This is a genomic window from Phascolarctobacterium sp. Marseille-Q4147 (assembly GCF_017968825.1).
Lineage (GTDB): Bacteria > Bacillota > Negativicutes > Acidaminococcales > Acidaminococcaceae > Phascolarctobacterium_A.
In genome coordinates, this window is the sequence record NZ_CP072874.1 from 2,325,308 (window position 1) to 2,343,559 (window position 18,252).

Consider the following 18,252-nt stretch of genomic DNA (forward strand, 5'->3'; position numbering starts at 1 on the left):
AGCAAAACAAAACCGTCCTTCCCAGTCTGCAATTTGCAGATAACGGGAAAGGACGGTTTTTCTTATTCTCCGAACATTATTTACTGTTCACTAATCACTGAATACTATTTCAAGCTGGCAATAGCGGCAGCGGTATCCTCAGCTCCGTAAACATAGGAGCCTGCTACCAATACGTTGGCACCGGCAGCCTTCACCAGTTTGGAGGTTTCGGCATTAACGCCGCCGTCAACCTGAATATCCACGTTCAGGCCACGCTCGGTAATCATCGCATGCAGGCGCTCAATCTTCGGCACTACGCCTTCAATAAAGCTTTGGCCGCCGAAGCCGGGGTTAACGGTCATCAGCAGTACCATGTCAACGTAAGGCAGAATTTCTTCTACCGTACTCAGGCTGGTAGCAGGGTTCAGTGCAACGCCGGCCTTCATGCCCTCAGCCTTAATCTGCTGGATGCAGCGGTGCAGATGCTTGGTGGTTTCTACATGCACAACAATCTGGTCGGCACCGGCAGCCTTGAAATCGGCAATGTATTTTTCCGGATTTTCTACCATCAGATGGCAGTCGAAAAACAGGTCGGTTACCTTACGGATTTTTTTCACTACAGGAGCACCGAAGGTCAGGTTAGGTACAAACTGGCCGTCCATAACATCGATGTGTACCCAGTCGGCACCGGCAGCTTCAATTTTTTTGATTTCATCAGCCAGATATGCAAAATCGGCAGATAAAATTGATGGAGCAACTTTAATCATCATTTTCTTCCCTCTTTCTCTTGCAGGAGTTTTACCTCTGCTAACATTGTCAAATATGATTCATAACGGCTGGCAGAAATTCTTCCTACAGCCACAGCATCCTTTACACCGCAGACAGGCTCGTGCGTATGCGTGCAGGGACAGAACCTGCAGCCTGCCTCATAATCGGCAAACTCACGGAAGGAGGCCAGCACCATTTCGGCGGTCAGTCCCTCCAGCAGCAGATTGCCGAAGCCCGGCGTGTCCGCAATATAGCCTTCGTCGAACGGCAGCAGCTGTGCATAGCGTGTAGTATGCTTGCCGCGGCCGATTTTTTCGCTAACCTCGCCCGTGCGCAGGTCCACACTGCTGTCGATGGCGTTGATGGTAGACGATTTGCCTACGCCCGAAGGTCCGCCAAAGGCGCAGATTTTACCACGCAGACGCTCACGCAGAGCCTCCACACCGGTACCATTCTGCGCCGACAGAGTATAAACCTCGTAGCCGATAGGCTCATAAACAGCCTTCACCTGCTCAATCAGACCCGCAGGAGCGTTATCCTCCTTGTTAAGCACCAAAATCGCAGGAATTTTCGCCAGCTCTGCCAACGCCAGTAGCTTATCTGCCAGCAGAAAGCTGAAATCCGGCGCAGCACAGGCAAAGGCTACCACAAACAAATCCAGATTAGCCAGCGTAGGGCGCGGCAGAAAGTTTCTGCGCGGCAGCACGCCGGTAATCATCCCCTCTCGTTTTTCGCTGCTGCTTACCTCAAAGCCAGCGATATCGCCTGTTGCCAGCGAAAAACGGTTCTTCTTCATTTTTCCCTTTACCTTGCAGGTATAAGGCTCGCTTTCGCCTTCTACCTTAAGGTAATAATAGCCGTTATAATTTTTCAGGACTCTGCCCTGCAGCTCTGCCATGTTTACAGGTTCCTTTCGGAAATGAGCTTGCCGTCACAGATGAACTGAACCTTGGCATTGCCTGCATATTCCACCTTCTGACGCAGACGCACGCTGCCGTTTTGTGTACCGCTGTACAGTGTTGCCGTGCCGTTATCATCCGTCAGTACAATACGCACGTTGGCAGGCTTGCCGCTCGGTACGACAAAGTCAACGTAGGCGCTCTTCTTTTCGCCGCCGGCAGCTACAGTAATCGCTACAGCCGCGCCGTCGTTAAGGTTACTGCCTACACCCGGGTTGCAGGCCAAAACTACATTCTTCTTAGCGTTGGCATCCTGAACCTTTTTTATTTCACCAAGCTTCAGGCCTGCCTGCTCCAGCATGCCCTTGGCTTCGTCAACGGATTTGCCGATAATATTCGGAACCGGCTTGTCGCCCTCGTTAATTACCAGATCGATGGCAGTTCCTTTGGGAGCCTTGTCCAGGCCCTTCGGCGACTGGCTGAGTACAGCGCCGATTTTACCGCCGTCCACATGCTTGCGCGTTACCTTGCCGACCTTAAAGCCTGCATCCGCCAGCTGCTGCTCCGCCTTCGACAGCGACATGCCTGTAACATCAGGCACTGCCTTCAGCTCCGCGCCCTTACAGATGGTCAGGATAATAAGGCTGCCCTGCTTACGTTTTTCGCCGGCCTTCGGAGACTGTTCCATAACAGTACCGGGCTTAAACTTATCAGGATCGCCGTATTTTTCCTCCAGCTCTACCTTAAACTGCTTTTCCTCCAGCAGCTTCTGTGCTTCTACTACCGTCATATTGGTAACATTAGGCACCTCAATCTCCGCCAGATTGCGGTTGAAGATAAAGTGCGCTACCAGTGAAATTGCTACTACCGCAGCAGTAATCATTACTATCAGTTTGGTATAATTCAGCTTTTTCTTAACCACCGGTTTTTCATCCCCTGCTTTTTCGGAAGGCATTGCTCCCTGCTTTTCCTGAATTTTTTCCGGCTCTTGTGTTACAGCCGGAGTTACCTGCTTCGGCGGCAGCTCACTGCGCACCGGCTTCATAATCACCGTAGCACCGTCATCAGGGCTATCGACAACATTGCCGTTGGACTTCACCGCGCCCAGCTCCTGATGATAGTCCTCGCTGCTGAACGGGAAGAGCTTCATCTTCAGGTTCAGCAAATCGCGTCGCATCTGTCCGGCGTTAGCGTATCTGTCCTCACAGCGCTTCGCCAGCGCCTTGTTCATAATCTCCTGCATGCCCTCGGGAACATTATCCATGTAGTCCTTCAGCTGCGGCACAGGCTTTTCTACATGCATCATGGCAACCGAAACAGCCGTTGTGCCGACGTAGGGAACCTCACCCGTAAGCATTTCGAAGAGCACTATGCCCAAAGAATAGACATCGCTGCTGGCAGTAATCTTACCGCCGCAGGCCTGCTCCGGCGAAATATAATGCACCGAACCCATCACCGATTTGGAATAAACCATCGTCTGATTCGTGACCATTTTGGCAATACCGAAATCAGCGATTTTAGGATTCATATTTTTATCTATCAAAATATTCTGCGGCTTGATGTCACAGTGAATAATATTATGGCTATGAGCATGCTGCAGCGCATCTGCAAGACGCACAGCGATTTCCAGAACGGTATTCAGGCTCAGCTTATGCTCCTTCATATACTCCTTCAGAGTAACACCGTCAACATATTCCATAACTATATACTGGTTGTTGCCTTCCGACACAACATCATAAATGTTGATGATATACGGATGCACCAGACGCGCCGCGGATTTTGCCTCCCTGCGGAACTGCTCCAGCAGCTCGTTGTCCTCGAGGAACTGGTCGCGCAGCATTTTCACGGCTACATTACGGTCCAAAAGCTGGTCGTGGGCCAAAAAGACTTCGGCCATACCGCCATAGCCAATCGGACGAATAATCTCATAGCGTCCGTTCAAGATGGTCTTGCCATTTTTATCCATTACAGCTTTCCTCCCCCTGCGTAGTTAAATCAATCAGAATCAGAGACACATTATCGCGTCCGCCGTTGTCCAGGCTCTGCTCCAGCAGTTTGTCAGCAGCCTGCTCCGGATCTGCACAGCCGATAATCCGGCTGATTTCAGCTGCACGCAGCATGTCGGACAGACCATCGCTGCACAGCAGCAGCCTGTCACCCTCCTGCAGACGGAAGCTGAAGAAATCAGCATTGACTGTTTCCTCGACACCCAGGGCTTGCAGCAAAATATTGCGCTGCGGATGTACAAAGGCTTCCTCGTCCGTGATTTTTCCCTGTTCCTTTAAATCTGCTACCAGTGTATGGTCATGCGTCAGCTGCTCCAGCTTGTCGTTGCGGAACAGATACAGTCTGCTGTCGCCTACATGGCAGCAGTAGCCGTGCCCGTCCCCCGGCAGATAAAGCGCCGTCATCGTCGTTCCCATGCCGGAATAGCTTTCGTTGCTCACCGCCATTTTATAAACGTGCGTATTGGCCTTGTCAAAGGCCTCCAGCATAACCTTACGGATATTCTGTTCCTCCTGCTCATGGCGCAGGCTGTGTGTCGCAGCCTCAAAGGCTTTAATAGTAGACCTGCTGGCGATTTCGCCTGCCGCATAGCCTCCCATGCCGTCGGCAACGGCAAAAAGAGAAGGCTCGCGTACCAGCAGCGCATCTTCATTATTCTCTCTGACCAGGCCCACATGGGTTCTGCTGATTACCTGCATTATTTTTGCTCCTGTTCCTTGGCAAATTTAGCCCGCAGCTGACCGCAGGCTGCATCAATATCCTTGCCCATCTCCTTACGAACGGTAGCGTTAATCCTGTTTTTCTGCAGGATGCGCAAAAAACGTTCTACTGTCGCTTTGGACGGACGCTCAAAGCTCTGCTCCGGTACCGGGTTGGCCGGTATCAGATTAACAGATGCCTGCTTATAGCGCAGGTAATTGCTCAAAAGCTCCGCGTCCTGCGGACTGTCATTTTTTCCCTTCAACAGAATATATTCATAAGTTATCTGCCTGCCGCTGGCCTTGCTGTAGCTTTCAGCAGCTGTCAGCACATCCACGAAGGGATAACCATTGTTGACAGGCATCAGTGCTGTACGCAACTCGTTTTTTACCGCATGCAGTGAAATTGCCAGATTTATCGGCTTGCCCTGCTCCTCCAGACGTTTAATACCCGGAATGATGCCGCAGGTCGAAAGCGTCATATTACGGTAGCTCATGTTGCAGGTGTCCTCGCGGTGCAGAAAATCCAACGCCTGCAAAACACTGTCAAAGTTCAGCATCGGTTCACCGCTGCCCATAACCACCACTCTGCTCACCATTGCTCCCTGCTCACGCAGGCGCTCGTTGAACAGGTAAACCTGCGCTACGATTTCCGCCGCCGTCAGATTGCGTACAGCGCCCTTCAGGCCGCTGGCGCAGAAGGCACAGTGCATATCGCAGCCTACCTGGCTGGAAACACACACGCTGTAGCCGTAGTCATGGTGCATCAGAACAGTTTCAACCGAATTTCCGTCCGGCAAGCCCAAGAGCAGCTTGCTCGTCATGCCGTCAGAGGAATTCTGCTCACGCAAAATTTTCAGACTGCGCGGCAGCACGGTAAATTTTTCCTGCAACACGGCGATATCGGCCTTGCTCAGGTTGTGCATAGCGGCAAAATCAAAGACCGACTTTTGGTACAGCCATTGAAATACCTGCTTGGCACGAAACTTTTTCAGGCCTGCCGCCACAAATAATTCTTGTAATTCTTCTATTGGTAAAGCAAAAATATCTTGCATTCTCTTACCTCTATATTACTGCTTTTTCATCAGCTTACAGATATAAAAGCCGTCAATGCCGTCATTCTGCGGCAGAAGCTGCAGCTCCTGTACCTGTTCGCCCGTCAGCGGATGCGTAAATTCCACACGTTGCCATTCGGGATGCTGCGTTAAAAACTCTTCTACCAGATAATGGTTTTCGCTCTGCTCAATCGTGCAGGTGCTGTAAACCATGGTACCGCCATCCTTCACGTACTGTGCGGCATTCTTTAAAATTGCCAGCTGCAGCGGCGGGAACAGCTTCAAGTCCTTACGCTGCTTGCGCCAACGTGCTTCCGCACGGCGGCGCAGCACACCCAGACCGGAGCAGGGTGCATCAACCAAAACTCTGTCAAACGCGCCCAGCCATTCGCTGCGCAGCTGCAGAGCATCGTTCTGCAGTGCTTTGACGCTCTTCATGCCCAGACGGGCAGCGTTTTCGGCAATAAGCTCCAGCTTGTGCTCGTGGATATCGCAGGCGATAACCTCACCCTTATCCTGCATAAGCTGTGCCACGTGCGTTGCCTTACCGCCGGGAGCGCTGCACATATCCAGCACGCGCATTCCGGGCTGCGGCGCCAACACCGGCGCTACCAGCATGGAGCTTTCGTCCTGAATATAAAAATGCTGCGGCAGTGCCGCCAAAAGTGTATGCAGCGACGGCAGATGCTCTGCCACAATGCCGTAGGGACTCCATTCGGAAGCACGCACCTGCGCGCCCATTTCCGTCAGATCAGCCAACAGCTTGTCGCGCGTAGTCACCAGCGTATTAACACGCAGGCACACCGGCGCAGCCGTATTATCAAACGCCAGCAGGCGTTCGGTGCCGCCGCGTCCCCACGGTCCCAGCCAGCGCTTCACCAGCCAGCGCGGATGGTAGTATTTCAGTGACAGATAATCGGCATCCTGCTTTTCGGCATCGGGCAGGACAAACGCACCTGCCTCCTGCTTGCGCAACAGACCGCGCAGCACGCCGTTGACGAACTTGGCACTGCCCTCATGGCTCACCGAGCGCGCCAGCTTTACAGCCTCGTTTACTACCGCCGACGCAGGAATACGCGTCATATACAGCAGCTGGTAGGTGCTGATGCGCAGTATCGCCAGAATATCACCAGCCACCTTATCCAGCGGACGGCTGACGCACTGCGCCAGATACCAGTCAAGCGTACCGCTGGCCTTTACCGTGCCGTATACCAGCTCCGTTGCCAGCCTTCTGTCAAGGTCGCTCAGTCTGCTGCCGCGCAAATACTGGTTCAGCGCTATATTCGTATAAGCACCGTCCTCCAGCACCATACGCACCAAAAGCGCCGCTGCTCCGCGGGCACTTTCAGGATAATTTGCTTTTTGTTCCTTCCGCATGCTTTGTTTCTTCCTCATCATCTTCCATAAATGCTAAAATTGCTGCTTCCAGCTTATTAATATCTACCCGTGTATTAAAGCAGGGACCAAAGGGACGCTCGTTTAAAACGCCCAGAACCGGCAGAGGAAACACGTCCTGAATGCCGCTGGTCAGATCACGCTCGCAGGCTACGGCCACAATAGCCTTCGGCCTTGCCTGCTTAACCATCTGCCTTGCCAGCGTACCGCCTGTAGCTACGGCAAAGTGGCAGCCATATTTGTGCGCCAGCCCCAGCATAGCACCTACGCTGCAGCGTCCGCACTGACGGCAGTTCTCTACGTTACGGGTTATCTTATGTACGCAGGTATCCAGCTGGATACAATGCGGTGTTAAAATCATAATTCGGTTGGCAGGCACCTTCACCTTATGCTGCAGCACCAGATTGTTGCTGACCTCGATAAAGGACTGCTCGATGCGGTCACGGGGAATGTTGAACAAGCGTCCCAGTACTACCGCAAAGGGGAAAAGAATATTAATCGCCTTCCACGCCCAAAAATACAAAATCTTGAGTACCGGTATTCCCAACAGCGCCATAACAATTCCCAGAACGCCGCTGAGCATTGCCAACACGATAAGTACGCCGAAAAAGCCGAAGATTATCGGCAGAAAACGGCTGATTTCATAAAGTCCCGGAAAGGTTACCTTCCAGACCACATAAAACATCAACGCACCTAATACGGCGCTGATGGAGGTCAGAGCCATAAATATACGTTTTTTGGGCTTAAATACACTATCTTCGTTCATTAAAAGATTACTCCTTCAAATCACAGCCTGCTTCAGGCAAGCAGGTCGCCCTCCTGTACGCCGCGGCCGTTCAGGAAAACCTGCGCCGGCATACGTTTTTTGGATTCGGGCTGTACCTCGGTGATTTCCAGTACGCCCTCACCGCAAGCTACAAAGAAGCTGTGCTTGCCGGTTTCGATAACGGTACCGGCAGCAGCAGCGCTGCTTTTGTCAGTCATTTTGCTGCCCCAGATTTTCAGGCTCTTGCCGTTCGGCAGCTTGGTAAAGGTGCTGGGTGCAGGGTTGAAGCCACGGATGAGGTTGTGTACCTCCTGCGCCGTTTTGCTCCAGTCGATATGCTCCATGCTGCGGTCGAGAAGTGTCGCATAGGTAGCCTGCGCATCATCCTGCGGCTCAGCCACGGCAGTACCTGCCGCAATTTTGTCGATAACCTCGAGCAGCAGTGCCGCACCTTGCTCACGCAGAGCGTCATGCAGCTCGCCCATCGTGGTGTTTTCAGCAATAGGCACCACTACCTTATCCAGCATTGCGCCGGTATCCATGCCGATATCCATCTGCATAATCGTTACGCCCGATTCCTTTTCGCCCTTGATGATGGCATACTGAATCGGCGCCGCACCGCGATATTTCGGCAGCAGCGAAGCGTGTACGTTGATGCAGCCGTATTTCGGCAGCTCCAGAATTTCTTTGCTCAAGAACTGGCCGAAGGCAGCTACGACAATCAGCTCCGGCTGCAGCTCGTGCAGCAGCTCAACAAATTCAGGGGTTTTTACCTTTTGCGGCTGGTAAACAGTCAGGCCCTGCTCCAGCGCATATTCCTTAACAGGTGTCTGCAGCAGCTTGTTGCCGCGTCCCTTTGGACGGTCCGGTTGAGTTACTACCGCAAGAATTTCATGCTTACCGCTTTCGCACAGCGCCTGCAGGCTGCCGACTGCGAAATCCGGTGTTCCCATAAATACTATACGCATTTGTTTTCCTCCGTATATATTTTTTTCATATCCCGCTCAGGATTTATCTTACAGCATCCTCGGGATTTTCCTTCTGCTTAGGCGAAATGGTTTTAGCCTTGTCGATGAACAGAATGCCGTCCAGATGGTCCAGCTCATGCTGAATGCAGATAGCCAGCAGACCACTTGCGGAAAGCAGCATGCGTTGACCGGTTTTGTCGGTGAATTCGCATTCCACATATTCGGAGCGTTCTACCTCGCCTTCGTAATCAGGCACGGAAAGACAGCCTTCGCTGCCCAGCACCTTGCCCTCACGTTTAACAATCTCAGGGTTAATCAGCTCGTACAGACCTTCGCCTACGTCAATAACTACTACGCGCTTGCTTACACCCACCTGCGGTGCTGCCAGGCCTACGCCGTCGGCCGCATACATTGTTTCTGCCATATCACGCAGCAGACGCTGCAATTTTTTATCTATACGCTCTACCGGTTGAGCCACCTCACGCAGCACCGGAGCGCCGGCAATCACTATTTTTAACTTAGCCATTTTTGTTCCTCCTTGTATCTATTCCAATAGTTCATTATAACACATTACTACAGAAAAAAACAAATTCTCTGCACAGGCTTCCTCATATATTTAAGCAAATACTGCAAAAGCCTTCTGCACCAGGCGGATTTCCCGTCAGAAGCAGAAGGCTCTTAAGCTTTTTTGTTATCTATTTTTTATAATTGTTTTTGTCTGCCATACGGATACCGGTATTTACCAGCTTCTGTGCAGGCTTGCTGCCATCTTTTGCTGCAGCAGCGGCAGCCATCACAGCCTCGTAGCCCATTTTGTACTGATTCTGTACGGCAACGGCAATATTATAGTTCTTGTCCTCCAAGCCCAGTAAAGTCTTTTTGCCAAGGTCAAAACCGGTAACGGCAATATCCTTACGGCCTGCAGCCATTACAGCCTCCACGGTCGCATTGGTGGAGCCGTTGTTGCAGGCAATAATGCCTTTAACATTATGAGTGTTTTTGATTTTTTCGGTAACCAGCTTAACTGCGCCCGCTTCATCACCGTAGTTAATAATATAATCATGTTCGATTTTCCAGCTTGCAGGAGCAAATTTACCCCAGTTTGCCATAATGCTGTTCAAGCGGTCGGCAATCGTAGTGCTAGCCAAGGTGCTGACATGTACCAGAACTGTTGCCTCCTCGGATTCCTTCACACCGTTAGCCTTCATCTGCTCTACCATTTGCTGGCAAACCTCGGCACCTGCCTCCAGGTTATTGGTAAGGAAAGCTGCATCGTAATCATTGCTGCTCAATGCGGTATCAACCAAAAATACCGGTAGCTTCTGCTCGCGCAGAGTTTTCGCACTTGCCGTCATATTGGAGCTGTCTGCCGGAGCAAGAATTACTGCATCTGCTTTTTTACCGGGAAGCTCTTTGACCATATCGCGCTGCAGCTCCCAGTCGCCGTCCTTCATAACGCCGCCTACATAAACGTTAACGTCAGCCTTAGCTGCTCCGTCTTTAATGCCGCGGATAACTTCTTCCCAGTAGTTCCCCTTCATAACCTTAAGTACGGCATAAACGTTTTTGCGTCCTTCCTTAATTTCTGTTACAGGCTCAAAATCCTGCTTAGTTTTGGCGTTCATAACCTTTTGTGTCACCGCGCCCTGTTGCGCATTGTTGCCGCCGCAGCCGGCAACGCCTACAAGCAGTAAAGCCGAGAATAAAACTGCTAATAATTTCTTCATACCCATACTATCAACCTCCGCTTATTTATATGAGTAACATTTCAAAACTTGCTCATATGTTATCAACAATATTATAACACTTTTACAAGAAAAATCAAGCAATTTGTAATTTTTGTTTGTTTTACCCTAAACTCAATAACCACGTAAACATTAAAGAACAAAAGACTCAGCAAGCATTATATTTATCACAAATCAAAGCTGTTTTTCTGCGTTCAAATCAAAGCTAAATATTATTTTTGTCCTCTTTCACTTCACAATAGCTTGCGTCAGGTAAAGATAACTTTACAAAAGCCTCTTTCTTCTCATCAAAGTTTGTGCTATAATCTTTTATTAAGCAAGCAAAAACTGACAACAGTACAGCCCGCTTTATGATAATTTAGGGAGGATTTTTACATATGCTGAACCAGGTTTCTTTATTCACCGAAAACAACGAGGGTGGTTTGTTCAAAATCACTACCATTCTTGCTAAAGCCAATATCAATATTTACACCATGCTGGCCAATGACAGCGCCGAATTCGGCATCGTACGCCTGATTGTGGACAAGGCAGATACTGCTATCGAGGTACTGAAGGCAGAAGGCTACCAATGCCGTCAGGACAAGGTTATTGCCGTAGAGATGGACGATACTCCGGGTTATCTGGACGGAATTCTTGCCGCTATCCACGGTGCCAACATCGACATTTCCTATCTGTATATTTCCTTTAACCGTGATAACGTTAAGCCGGTAGTAGTTTTCAAAACCAACGAACCGGAAACTGCCACTTTCCTCATCGGTCGTGGCTACAAGCTGCTGGAAACATTTTAATAGCTGAGAATGTTTAGAGGCCGCCCGCTGAAGCAGGCGGTCTTTTTGCATGCAAAAAAGCTGCCGCAGCCTTCGCTACAGCAGCTCATACTTATCAGTTTACAGTTCTTCCGCCAGGTCAAGCAGCAATCTTTCCGTTTTTTCCCAGCCCAGGCAGGGGTCGGTAATAGATTTGCCATAGACGCCGTCATGTACGCCCTGAGCACCGTCCTCGATATAGCTTTCAATCATCAGACCCTTGACGATTCTGTTGATGTCCGCGTTCAGCTTGCGGGAATGCACAATATCCTTGGCAATGCGGATTTGCTCCAGATATTTTTTGCCGGAGTTGGCATGGTTGGTATCCACAATAATTGCCGGGTTCTGCAGTTGACGTTCTGCGTACATATCAATAACGATTTTCAGCACCTCATAATGGTAGTTGGGGAAGCTATTGCCGATGGGGTCTACATAACCACGCAGAATGGAATGCGCCAGCGGGTTGCCCTTGGTGCGTACCTCCCAACCACGGAACAGGAATTCCTGCTCATGCTGCGCTGCCGCCACACTGTTGAGCATAACGGACAAATCGCCGCTGGTAGGATTCTTCATGCCAACGGGAATGCCTACGCCACTGGCAATCATGCGGTGCAGCTGATCCTCGCTGGAGCGCGCGCCAACTGCGGCATAGCTCAGCAAATCGGACAGATAGCGGAAAACCTCAGGATAGAGAATTTCCTCCGCACCGGTCAGGCCTGTTTCTTCTACCACGCGCACGTTCATTTTACGAATGGCGATAATACCGCCCAGCATATCCTCTTCACCCTCGGGAGAAGGCTGATGCAGCATACCCTTATAGCCTACGCCGATAGTACGCGGCTTGTTGGTGTACAGACGCGGTACGATAAAAATTTTATCCTGCACCTTTTCCTGTAGCTTAGCCAGACGATAAACGTAGTCCAGCACAGCGTCCTCGTTATCGCTGGAACATGGACCGATGACCAGCAAAAAGCGGTCATCCTTGCCTGTAAAAATATTCTTTATAGCCTCGTCACGCTGCAGCTTCAGCAGCTTAGAAGCCTTACTTACCGGATAATCCTCCATTAAGGCCTGCGGCGACGGCAGCACCTTGATAAATTCCATCTGCATGCTCATAAACAATTACTCCCATTAATCAATTTGCTGACACCGGCAGATTTTTTGCAACATTCTACCGGTATTAGCAGTGTTAAATTTCCTATATTGTAACACAAACTCTGTTTTTATACAATCATTTACCATGTTAAATTACACTTACAGGGTCAACATTAAAGTATAAATTTGCTTTTTCCTTAAATTCGCTGTTCAACAGCGCCTCCTTGGTCTCTCGCAGGTCCTGCGCCTTCAGCAGCACATTGAAGCGATACAGATCATAGGCCTTCGCCACCAGCGAGGGAAACGGTCCTGCAATCAGCAAATCCTCCAGTTTGCCTTGCAACTTTAAGCTCTGCAGATAAAAGACAACCTGCTGCGCTAATGCCAGGCCTGCGCCCTCATCTTTATCCACTATCTGCAGCTTAAGCATCTGGGCGAACGGCGGATAAAAATAGTTCTGACGTTCCTGCAGCTCACGCTTGGCAAAGGTGTCGTAATCCTGCGTCACCGCCAGCTGCAGAATCGGGTTATCCGGATCATAGGTCTGGAAGATTACATGTCCCGGCCTGTCACCGCGTCCCGCACGCCCCGCCGCCTGCGTCAGCAGCGAAAAGGCACGTTCCGACGCTCGGTAATCCGGCAGATGCAGCGTACTGTCCGCCGCCAGCACTCCCACCAGTGTTACATTAGGAATATCGTGTCCCTTCGCCACCATCTGCGTGCCTATCAAAACATTGGCCGCACCGTCGGCAAAGCGCCGCAAGATATCGGCATGCGCAAACTTCGCCACAGTCGAATCCTGATCCATGCGCAGCACACGCACCTCCGGCAGCTGCTGCAGCTGTTCTTCGGCCTTCTGCGTACCGCTGCCGAAATACTTAATACGGCGGCTATGGCAGTTCGGGCACTCCTGCGGCAGCGGCATAGTATTACCGCAGTAATGGCAGCGCAAATCCTCGTTTTTCTTATGGTAAACCATTGCTACGGCGCAATGCGGACAGGTAATCGTCTGACCGCAGTCACGGCACATCACAAAGGTAGAATAGCCACGGCGGTTCAAGAGGACAATCGCCTGCTCCCCCGCCGCCGCCGTCATCACCAGCGCCTGCTGCAGCGCGCGCGACAGCACGCTGAAATTGCGCGCCTCCAGCTCCTTGCGCATATCCACAATCTCAACCTTTGGCAAAGCAGCACCATTAGGACGTGACGTAAGATGCAAATGTGTACATTCGCCCTGCAGTGCCTTATAATACGTGCATAAATCCGGCGTAGCACTGCCAAGCACCAAAGCTGCGCCGGTCAGGCGGCAGCGGGTGCGGGCAACATCACGTGCATTATAGTGTGGACGATGGTCCTCCTCCTTGTAGCTGCCCTCGTGCTCCTCGTCTACAATCACCAATCCCAGCTTTTCAAACGGAGCGAACACAGCACTGCGCACGCCAATCAGCACCCTTGCCTTGCCTGTACGCATGCGGTACCACACGTCGCCTCTTTCGTTTTGTGAAAGCTTACTGTGCGCCACAGCAATTTCGCTGCCGAACCACGCCTGAAAGCGCTTCACCAGCTGTGCTGTGAGCGCAATTTCCGGCACCAGCATCAGCACCTGCCAGCCTGCATCCACAGCATGAGCCGCCGCGCGCAGATAAACCTCCGTCTTGCCGCTGCCGGTAATACCCTGCAGCAAAAAAGACTGCGCACGCTGCACATCTATCGCCTGATTAATCTTTGCCGCAGCATCCTGCTGCTCCGCCGTCAGCTGCAGGCTTTCGCCACGCTCCTGCACCGTGTTGTAGCTGTTGCGCAGCACACGCTTCTGCACTGCATTCGCTAGTCCGTTCTGTGACAAAGCGCGCGCCACGGCAGAGCTTACTCCCTGCTGCGCCAGCTCGCTTACGCTAAGCGCACCGGTTGCCTGCGACAGTACCCCCAAGGCAGCATGCTGACCTTTGGCGCGTTTGGCAAGTACTCCTTCAGCCAACGCCTGCTTTCCTGCGGCGTTGATGCGGTAAGCCAACACAGTTTTTTCCTGCAGGCGCTCATTATAAACATAATAAAGCAGACGTCCCTGCGCGTCACGCACGGCACGCCGCTTAATGCTCGATTTTCCCGGCACAAAAAGACGCATCGCCTCTGCAAGCGAACACATATAATAATCTGCCATCCATTTAGCAGTAGCCAGCATTTCCTCATCAAACCAGGTCGTATCGCCTAAAGCTGCCGCCACCGGCTTCAGCTTACTTCTCAGCACTTCATCACTAGGCAGCGGCACACGCTCTACCACAAAGCCTTCCACCTTCTGGCCGCTGAAAGGTACTACTACACGCCAGCCGCTGTCTATAAACTGCAGTTCTTCCGGCACACTGTAGGTAAACTGACGGAATAAATTTTTTACCGGTAAATTTATCGCAACATTAACAGCAAACATGGCAACCTCCTGCAAACATACTTGTAGTTTATTATAGCATAAATCAGCGGTGCTGCCAAAAGGATATGCTTGATTTGTTTGTATTATGGCAACCAGAGCCACTCCTTGGGGAAACAAAATCCGCTGTAACTTTCATCGTACATTAAGATGAAAATTGCAGCGGATTTTTATAGATTATTGAATTTTCCCCAATTATATTGGCATCATTCACAATCCATTCTTTCTATTTTGAAGATGACCGGCCTTGTGCCATCGTTGCAACAAGCAATCATAACCTTATCATCTTTCGTCCAACCATGCATGATGCTTCCACCTTGCAGAGCCGTATAAATGTAACGGCTGATAGCATCCCACGCCTCAGAACAGAACGGAACCCCTTTTGTTCCGCAATGCATCGTTCCCGGTGACTGTAAACAGCCCTCATCCGGTTTGCCGGATTTCACAAGCGTTCCCGCACCCATGTGCCAGAAGTCGTCCCTCTCATCGTTGCGGTAAAACAGAAACTCATCACCCACATAGTAACAGGGGCATTTCCCACTGTCCGGAACAGCACAGTATTCCTGCTGTAATTCCGGGTATAATTTTTTGTCTAAAACCGTGACCTTTACTTTATACTGCATTTTCTTTTCCTCATTTCCAAAAAGTACTTATTTAAAATAGCAGGCGCTATCTTTTCGCTTTACCGCTTTCGGCTCATTGTCCGCAGCATAACCTAAAGCAAGGATGCACACATTCAAAAACAGCTTCGAAACGAAAACCAGTGTGCCCACTTTCCGTTGCCCCACTGATAAATTAATCTGCTAGCAATGCAGATATTCCATGCCTATGCGGACTACTTTTATCCTCCTGTTCTTAATAACCTCGCATGGAAATGTTCATCATCTCGTGGTATAATATCTTCAAACTTTTCCGAGTGCGAGGTGATTTCCATGTTGAAACCACGATATTATTTTGCAGATGACTTCCGCATCTTTTATGAATACTTTCTTTCCCAACCCCATACAGAGCGAACATTTCATAAAGGTGATTACCTCTGGAATCCCGGACAGCCGTATGATCGTGTCCAATACTATGTATCCGGCGCATCTGTTCATTTTTCTGAACACGAAAGCGGAAGACGGAAAATCATCAGCTTTCATGGACCGGGGACGCTTTTTCCAGGATATCACACAAATGACTTTCGCATTGAGCAGTCTCTGACAACCGTTGCACTCTCTGAAATTAAAGTACTGGAGTTTACTGTGCCGCAGTTCAAAGCTATGTTTGAAGAAAATACATCACTGGCTGAGAGTGTTGTCAACTGGTATTCGATGTATGTCAACCGCTTTCTCTTTGAAACTATCCACCAAGAGTTTAATTCCTCTCAGGTAAAGCTCTGCAATCTCCTGTATTTGCTGACCATGAATCAACCATCCAATTCCGGACTGGTTATTGAGATGACGCAGGAAGATATTGCGGACATTCTTGGCATGAGCCGGGTTCAAATAACGCGGGAGCTGACCGACTTGAGAAACAGAGGAATTCTATCCACCACCCGCGGCAAATTGACCGTTACAGACCTTCCGACACTGGCATCCCTGTGTACTGATGAAACCATGTAGTCATTCGAGGTTACGTGTTTATTATACTCAACAGAATTTGTTTCGTCTGCTTCTGGTGAAGCACATAAAAAGCAGACTCTGAGCATAGTGTTCAAAATCTGCTTCAATATCAATCATTCAGTTTTTAAATAACCTATTCTTTCTCTCTTTCTTGCGCACTACGCTCAAAGTATCTTCTAATAATCGCTAATTGTTCTTCTACCGTTTTAGGCAAATCATCAAGCACGAATCCTTGAACATCTTCCTGTATGTTGTCGCCTGTGTGTTTTTTTACTTTTTCCATACTAGCAATCCCCTCGTTCAAGGTTAAGCAAAATAATTTTTGCAAACCACAGGGTAACACACTCCACATGAAACGATACGATAGGCTGAATTTCTTGGCTGTTTTGCCGTTTATGGGAACAATTCCATAGCCTTTTTCGTGTTTGAGCCGTTTGCAGGAATATATATACGTGCTTTCACTTGACTGAACCGTGTCAAAATGAATTACAAACTCATTAGCATTTGTTCTAATTATTTCATTACCGCATCATCTGAAATATGTGAAATAAAATACTTATCGGCATCTTCACTACATCTTCCTTGCGTCATAAGAATGTGTAGTGTGACAGGCATTAAACCCTCTTTCAATCCGTCAACCCTAATATGGGGAACAAATTTCATCACAAATAACAGAATATGCTCCCCAAGATAGGATTCGTATTTGATTTACATTGTTTTCCAACAGCGTTCTTTCATGAAAGTGGCGATAACAGAAATATCTTCACCATCATAATATTTTACAAACAACTGCTTGAACTGCGGCACTTCCTTTTCGGGAATTACCAGAAAACCGCCACCGTGTGCAATCAGATAATGATTTGCAAAAATTACAGATGCTCGTTTATTACCATCCAGGAATATTTGTGTTTTCATAAAATATAAACACAGTTTGATAACAACATTGATAGCCTCATCATTTTCTTCGGCAATCTCGCGAATCCTGTCTTTTACTTCCAACTCATTAGGCAACGGCGGAACATAGGATGAACCACCAATCGTGACTGGTACGCCACGAATACGGCCACCCTCGGCAAAGAAACCTTCATTAACAAGCCTTGCAATGTGACTGAGCATATAGTAGTCGGAAAGACTGGCAACCACATCACGGTCAAGGATAAACTCCCATGCGTGTTTTAAGTTCAAAATCTTTTGAACATCAGTAGCTGTCATACCAGATACTTTTCCGTTTTCTATGATTTCTTCTGTCTGTGGGAATGATGTAGCAACACCCTCCAAAACAGCCTGATTATAGATATTCATTTTCATATTTGCTCGTGCAAATGCAATATTGTTTATCACATCAGCAGAAAGTTCATCTTCCGAATATCCGGCGGCAGCAAGCTGCTTTTCTATACCACGAAGTTCTTTTCTGATTTCTCTGGCTTCTCTCGCGTTACGAAGAAGCAGATTATATAATTCTTCTGTATATGTGCCTACATAAGTCGATGTCTGTTTACCTGCCACACGCTTTCTGACATATAGATATTTTCCATCTCCACGCTCTTTGATTTCAGGTGTCCCATCATAAGGCATCAGATTCAATCTTACATGAAGGTCTGCTCGACTTCTTAGTAATTCCTGTATATCTTGATATTGAACTGCCATAGCATTTCCTCCTTTGGGGAATAAATTGTATAATTATTATAGCGTAATGCTCCCCAATATTCAATATGAATTAGGGAACAATTTCTTAACAAATAGCATTGAAATGTTCCCCAATTCAATATGCACAGGAATTTGTACCATCTGCACAGCATTCCAACGGTCATAGGCAATTTCACGGATGTTATATTTCTCACCTAGGGACTCGATGAATTTCTCAATTTATCCGTAATGGACTACATTGCCCTCGGTAGTCATAAGCAAGTCCTTACATTCCCAAATACCATACGGTACATGGTCCGACGCACACGAAGGTCGATGTTGTCTTCCAGAATCCAGTATTTCAAAAAGTCTTCTATCAAGCGGTTTTAAGCATATTCTGTTGTCTGTGCGGTATCGTT

17 protein-coding genes and 1 pseudogene are annotated in these 18,252 nt (G+C 49.2%); 2 read left to right on the forward strand and 16 right to left on the reverse strand.

What is annotated here, in order from left to right:
• Positions 1-104: 104 nt before the first annotated feature.
• The 10 genes from rpe to KAH19_RS10685 form a co-directional block, all read right to left on the reverse strand.
• Positions 105-746: a ribulose-phosphate 3-epimerase gene (gene rpe / locus KAH19_RS10640; RefSeq protein ID WP_210685548.1), complete on the reverse strand. Its 642-nt coding sequence runs from the start codon at positions 744-746 to the stop codon at positions 105-107.
• Positions 746-1,645, reverse strand: a complete 900-nt coding sequence (gene rsgA, locus KAH19_RS10645) for a ribosome small subunit-dependent GTPase A (RefSeq protein WP_210684569.1) — start codon at positions 1,643-1,645, stop codon at positions 746-748. Before rsgA ends, rpe begins: the two co-directional genes overlap by 1 nt.
• A 2-nt stretch (positions 1,646-1,647) precedes the next feature.
• A complete protein-coding gene (gene pknB / locus KAH19_RS10650) occupies positions 1,648-3,612 on the reverse strand; it encodes a Stk1 family PASTA domain-containing Ser/Thr kinase (protein WP_210684570.1) in 1,965 nt (654 codons plus the stop codon).
• Complete coding sequence (locus tag KAH19_RS10655) at positions 3,605-4,351, reverse strand: Stp1/IreP family PP2C-type Ser/Thr phosphatase (RefSeq protein WP_210684571.1); 747 nt, start codon at positions 4,349-4,351, stop codon at positions 3,605-3,607. The genes pknB and KAH19_RS10655 overlap by 8 nt, the downstream gene beginning before the upstream one ends.
• Positions 4,351-5,406, reverse strand: a complete 1,056-nt coding sequence (rlmN, locus tag KAH19_RS10660; RefSeq protein WP_210684572.1) for a 23S rRNA (adenine(2503)-C(2))-methyltransferase RlmN — start codon at positions 5,404-5,406, stop codon at positions 4,351-4,353. Before rlmN ends, KAH19_RS10655 begins: the two co-directional genes overlap by 1 nt.
• Positions 5,407-5,421: 15 nt before the next feature.
• The gene (rsmB, locus tag KAH19_RS10665) at positions 5,422-6,783 is read right to left on the reverse strand and encodes a 16S rRNA (cytosine(967)-C(5))-methyltransferase RsmB (RefSeq protein WP_210684573.1); all 1,362 of its coding nucleotides are present in this window, start codon (positions 6,781-6,783) and stop codon (positions 5,422-5,424) included.
• A complete protein-coding gene (locus KAH19_RS10670) occupies positions 6,752-7,567 on the reverse strand; it encodes a DUF116 domain-containing protein (RefSeq protein WP_210684574.1) in 816 nt (271 codons plus the stop codon). The genes rsmB and KAH19_RS10670 overlap by 32 nt, the downstream gene beginning before the upstream one ends.
• A 32-nt stretch (positions 7,568-7,599) precedes the next feature.
• A complete protein-coding gene (gene fmt / locus KAH19_RS10675) occupies positions 7,600-8,535 on the reverse strand; it encodes a methionyl-tRNA formyltransferase (protein ID WP_210684575.1) in 936 nt (311 codons plus the stop codon).
• A gap of 43 nt (positions 8,536-8,578) precedes the next feature.
• Positions 8,579-9,061, reverse strand: a complete 483-nt coding sequence (gene def, locus KAH19_RS10680; RefSeq protein WP_021719674.1) for a peptide deformylase — start codon at positions 9,059-9,061, stop codon at positions 8,579-8,581.
• A 169-nt stretch (positions 9,062-9,230) separates the two neighbouring features.
• Positions 9,231-10,268, reverse strand: coding sequence for a substrate-binding domain-containing protein (locus KAH19_RS10685; protein WP_210684576.1), 1,038 nt, complete (start codon positions 10,266-10,268; stop codon positions 9,231-9,233).
• A 389-nt stretch (positions 10,269-10,657) separates the two neighbouring features.
• On the opposite strand from KAH19_RS10685, the gene KAH19_RS10690 reads away from it, so the two are divergent.
• A complete protein-coding gene (locus tag KAH19_RS10690) occupies positions 10,658-11,068 on the forward strand; it encodes an amino acid-binding protein (RefSeq protein WP_210684577.1) in 411 nt (136 codons plus the stop codon).
• 99 nt (positions 11,069-11,167) lie between these two features.
• On the opposite strand, the gene KAH19_RS10695 is transcribed toward KAH19_RS10690, so the two are convergent.
• The 3 genes from KAH19_RS10695 to KAH19_RS10705 all read right to left on the reverse strand — a co-directional run bounded on the left by KAH19_RS10695 (position 11,168) and on the right by KAH19_RS10705 (position 15,226).
• On the reverse strand, positions 11,168-12,202 hold the full coding sequence (locus KAH19_RS10695; protein ID WP_009145209.1) for a 3-deoxy-7-phosphoheptulonate synthase: 1,035 nt from the start codon (positions 12,200-12,202) through the stop codon (positions 11,168-11,170).
• 127 nt (positions 12,203-12,329) lie between these two features.
• Positions 12,330-14,606 carry a primosomal protein N' gene (gene priA / locus KAH19_RS10700; protein ID WP_210684578.1) on the reverse strand — a complete coding sequence of 759 codons (2,277 nt, stop codon included), beginning with the start codon at positions 14,604-14,606 and terminating at the stop codon, positions 12,330-12,332.
• A 203-nt stretch (positions 14,607-14,809) separates the two neighbouring features.
• Positions 14,810-15,226, reverse strand: coding sequence for a TIGR04076 family protein (locus KAH19_RS10705; RefSeq protein ID WP_210684579.1), 417 nt, complete (start codon positions 15,224-15,226; stop codon positions 14,810-14,812).
• A 309-nt stretch (positions 15,227-15,535) separates the two neighbouring features.
• On the opposite strand from KAH19_RS10705, the gene KAH19_RS10710 reads away from it, so the two are divergent.
• Positions 15,536-16,207 carry a Crp/Fnr family transcriptional regulator gene (locus tag KAH19_RS10710; protein WP_210684580.1) on the forward strand — a complete coding sequence of 224 codons (672 nt, stop codon included), beginning with the start codon at positions 15,536-15,538 and terminating at the stop codon, positions 16,205-16,207.
• A 133-nt stretch (positions 16,208-16,340) separates the two neighbouring features.
• Here KAH19_RS10710 and KAH19_RS10715 read toward each other — a convergent pair whose 3' ends face one another.
• The 3 genes and pseudogenes from KAH19_RS10715 to KAH19_RS11010 all read right to left on the reverse strand — a co-directional run.
• The gene (locus KAH19_RS10715; RefSeq protein ID WP_210684581.1) at positions 16,341-16,490 is read right to left on the reverse strand and encodes a hypothetical protein; all 150 of its coding nucleotides are present in this window, start codon (positions 16,488-16,490) and stop codon (positions 16,341-16,343) included.
• Positions 16,491-16,915: 425 nt separating this feature from the next.
• Positions 16,916-17,854: a Fic family protein gene (locus KAH19_RS10720; RefSeq protein ID WP_210684582.1), complete on the reverse strand. Its 939-nt coding sequence runs from the start codon at positions 17,852-17,854 to the stop codon at positions 16,916-16,918.
• 132 nt (positions 17,855-17,986) lie between these two features.
• A pseudogene (locus tag KAH19_RS11010) lies at positions 17,987-18,192 on the reverse strand (terminase large subunit); the annotation flags it as partial.
• Positions 18,193-18,252 lie beyond the last annotated feature (60 nt).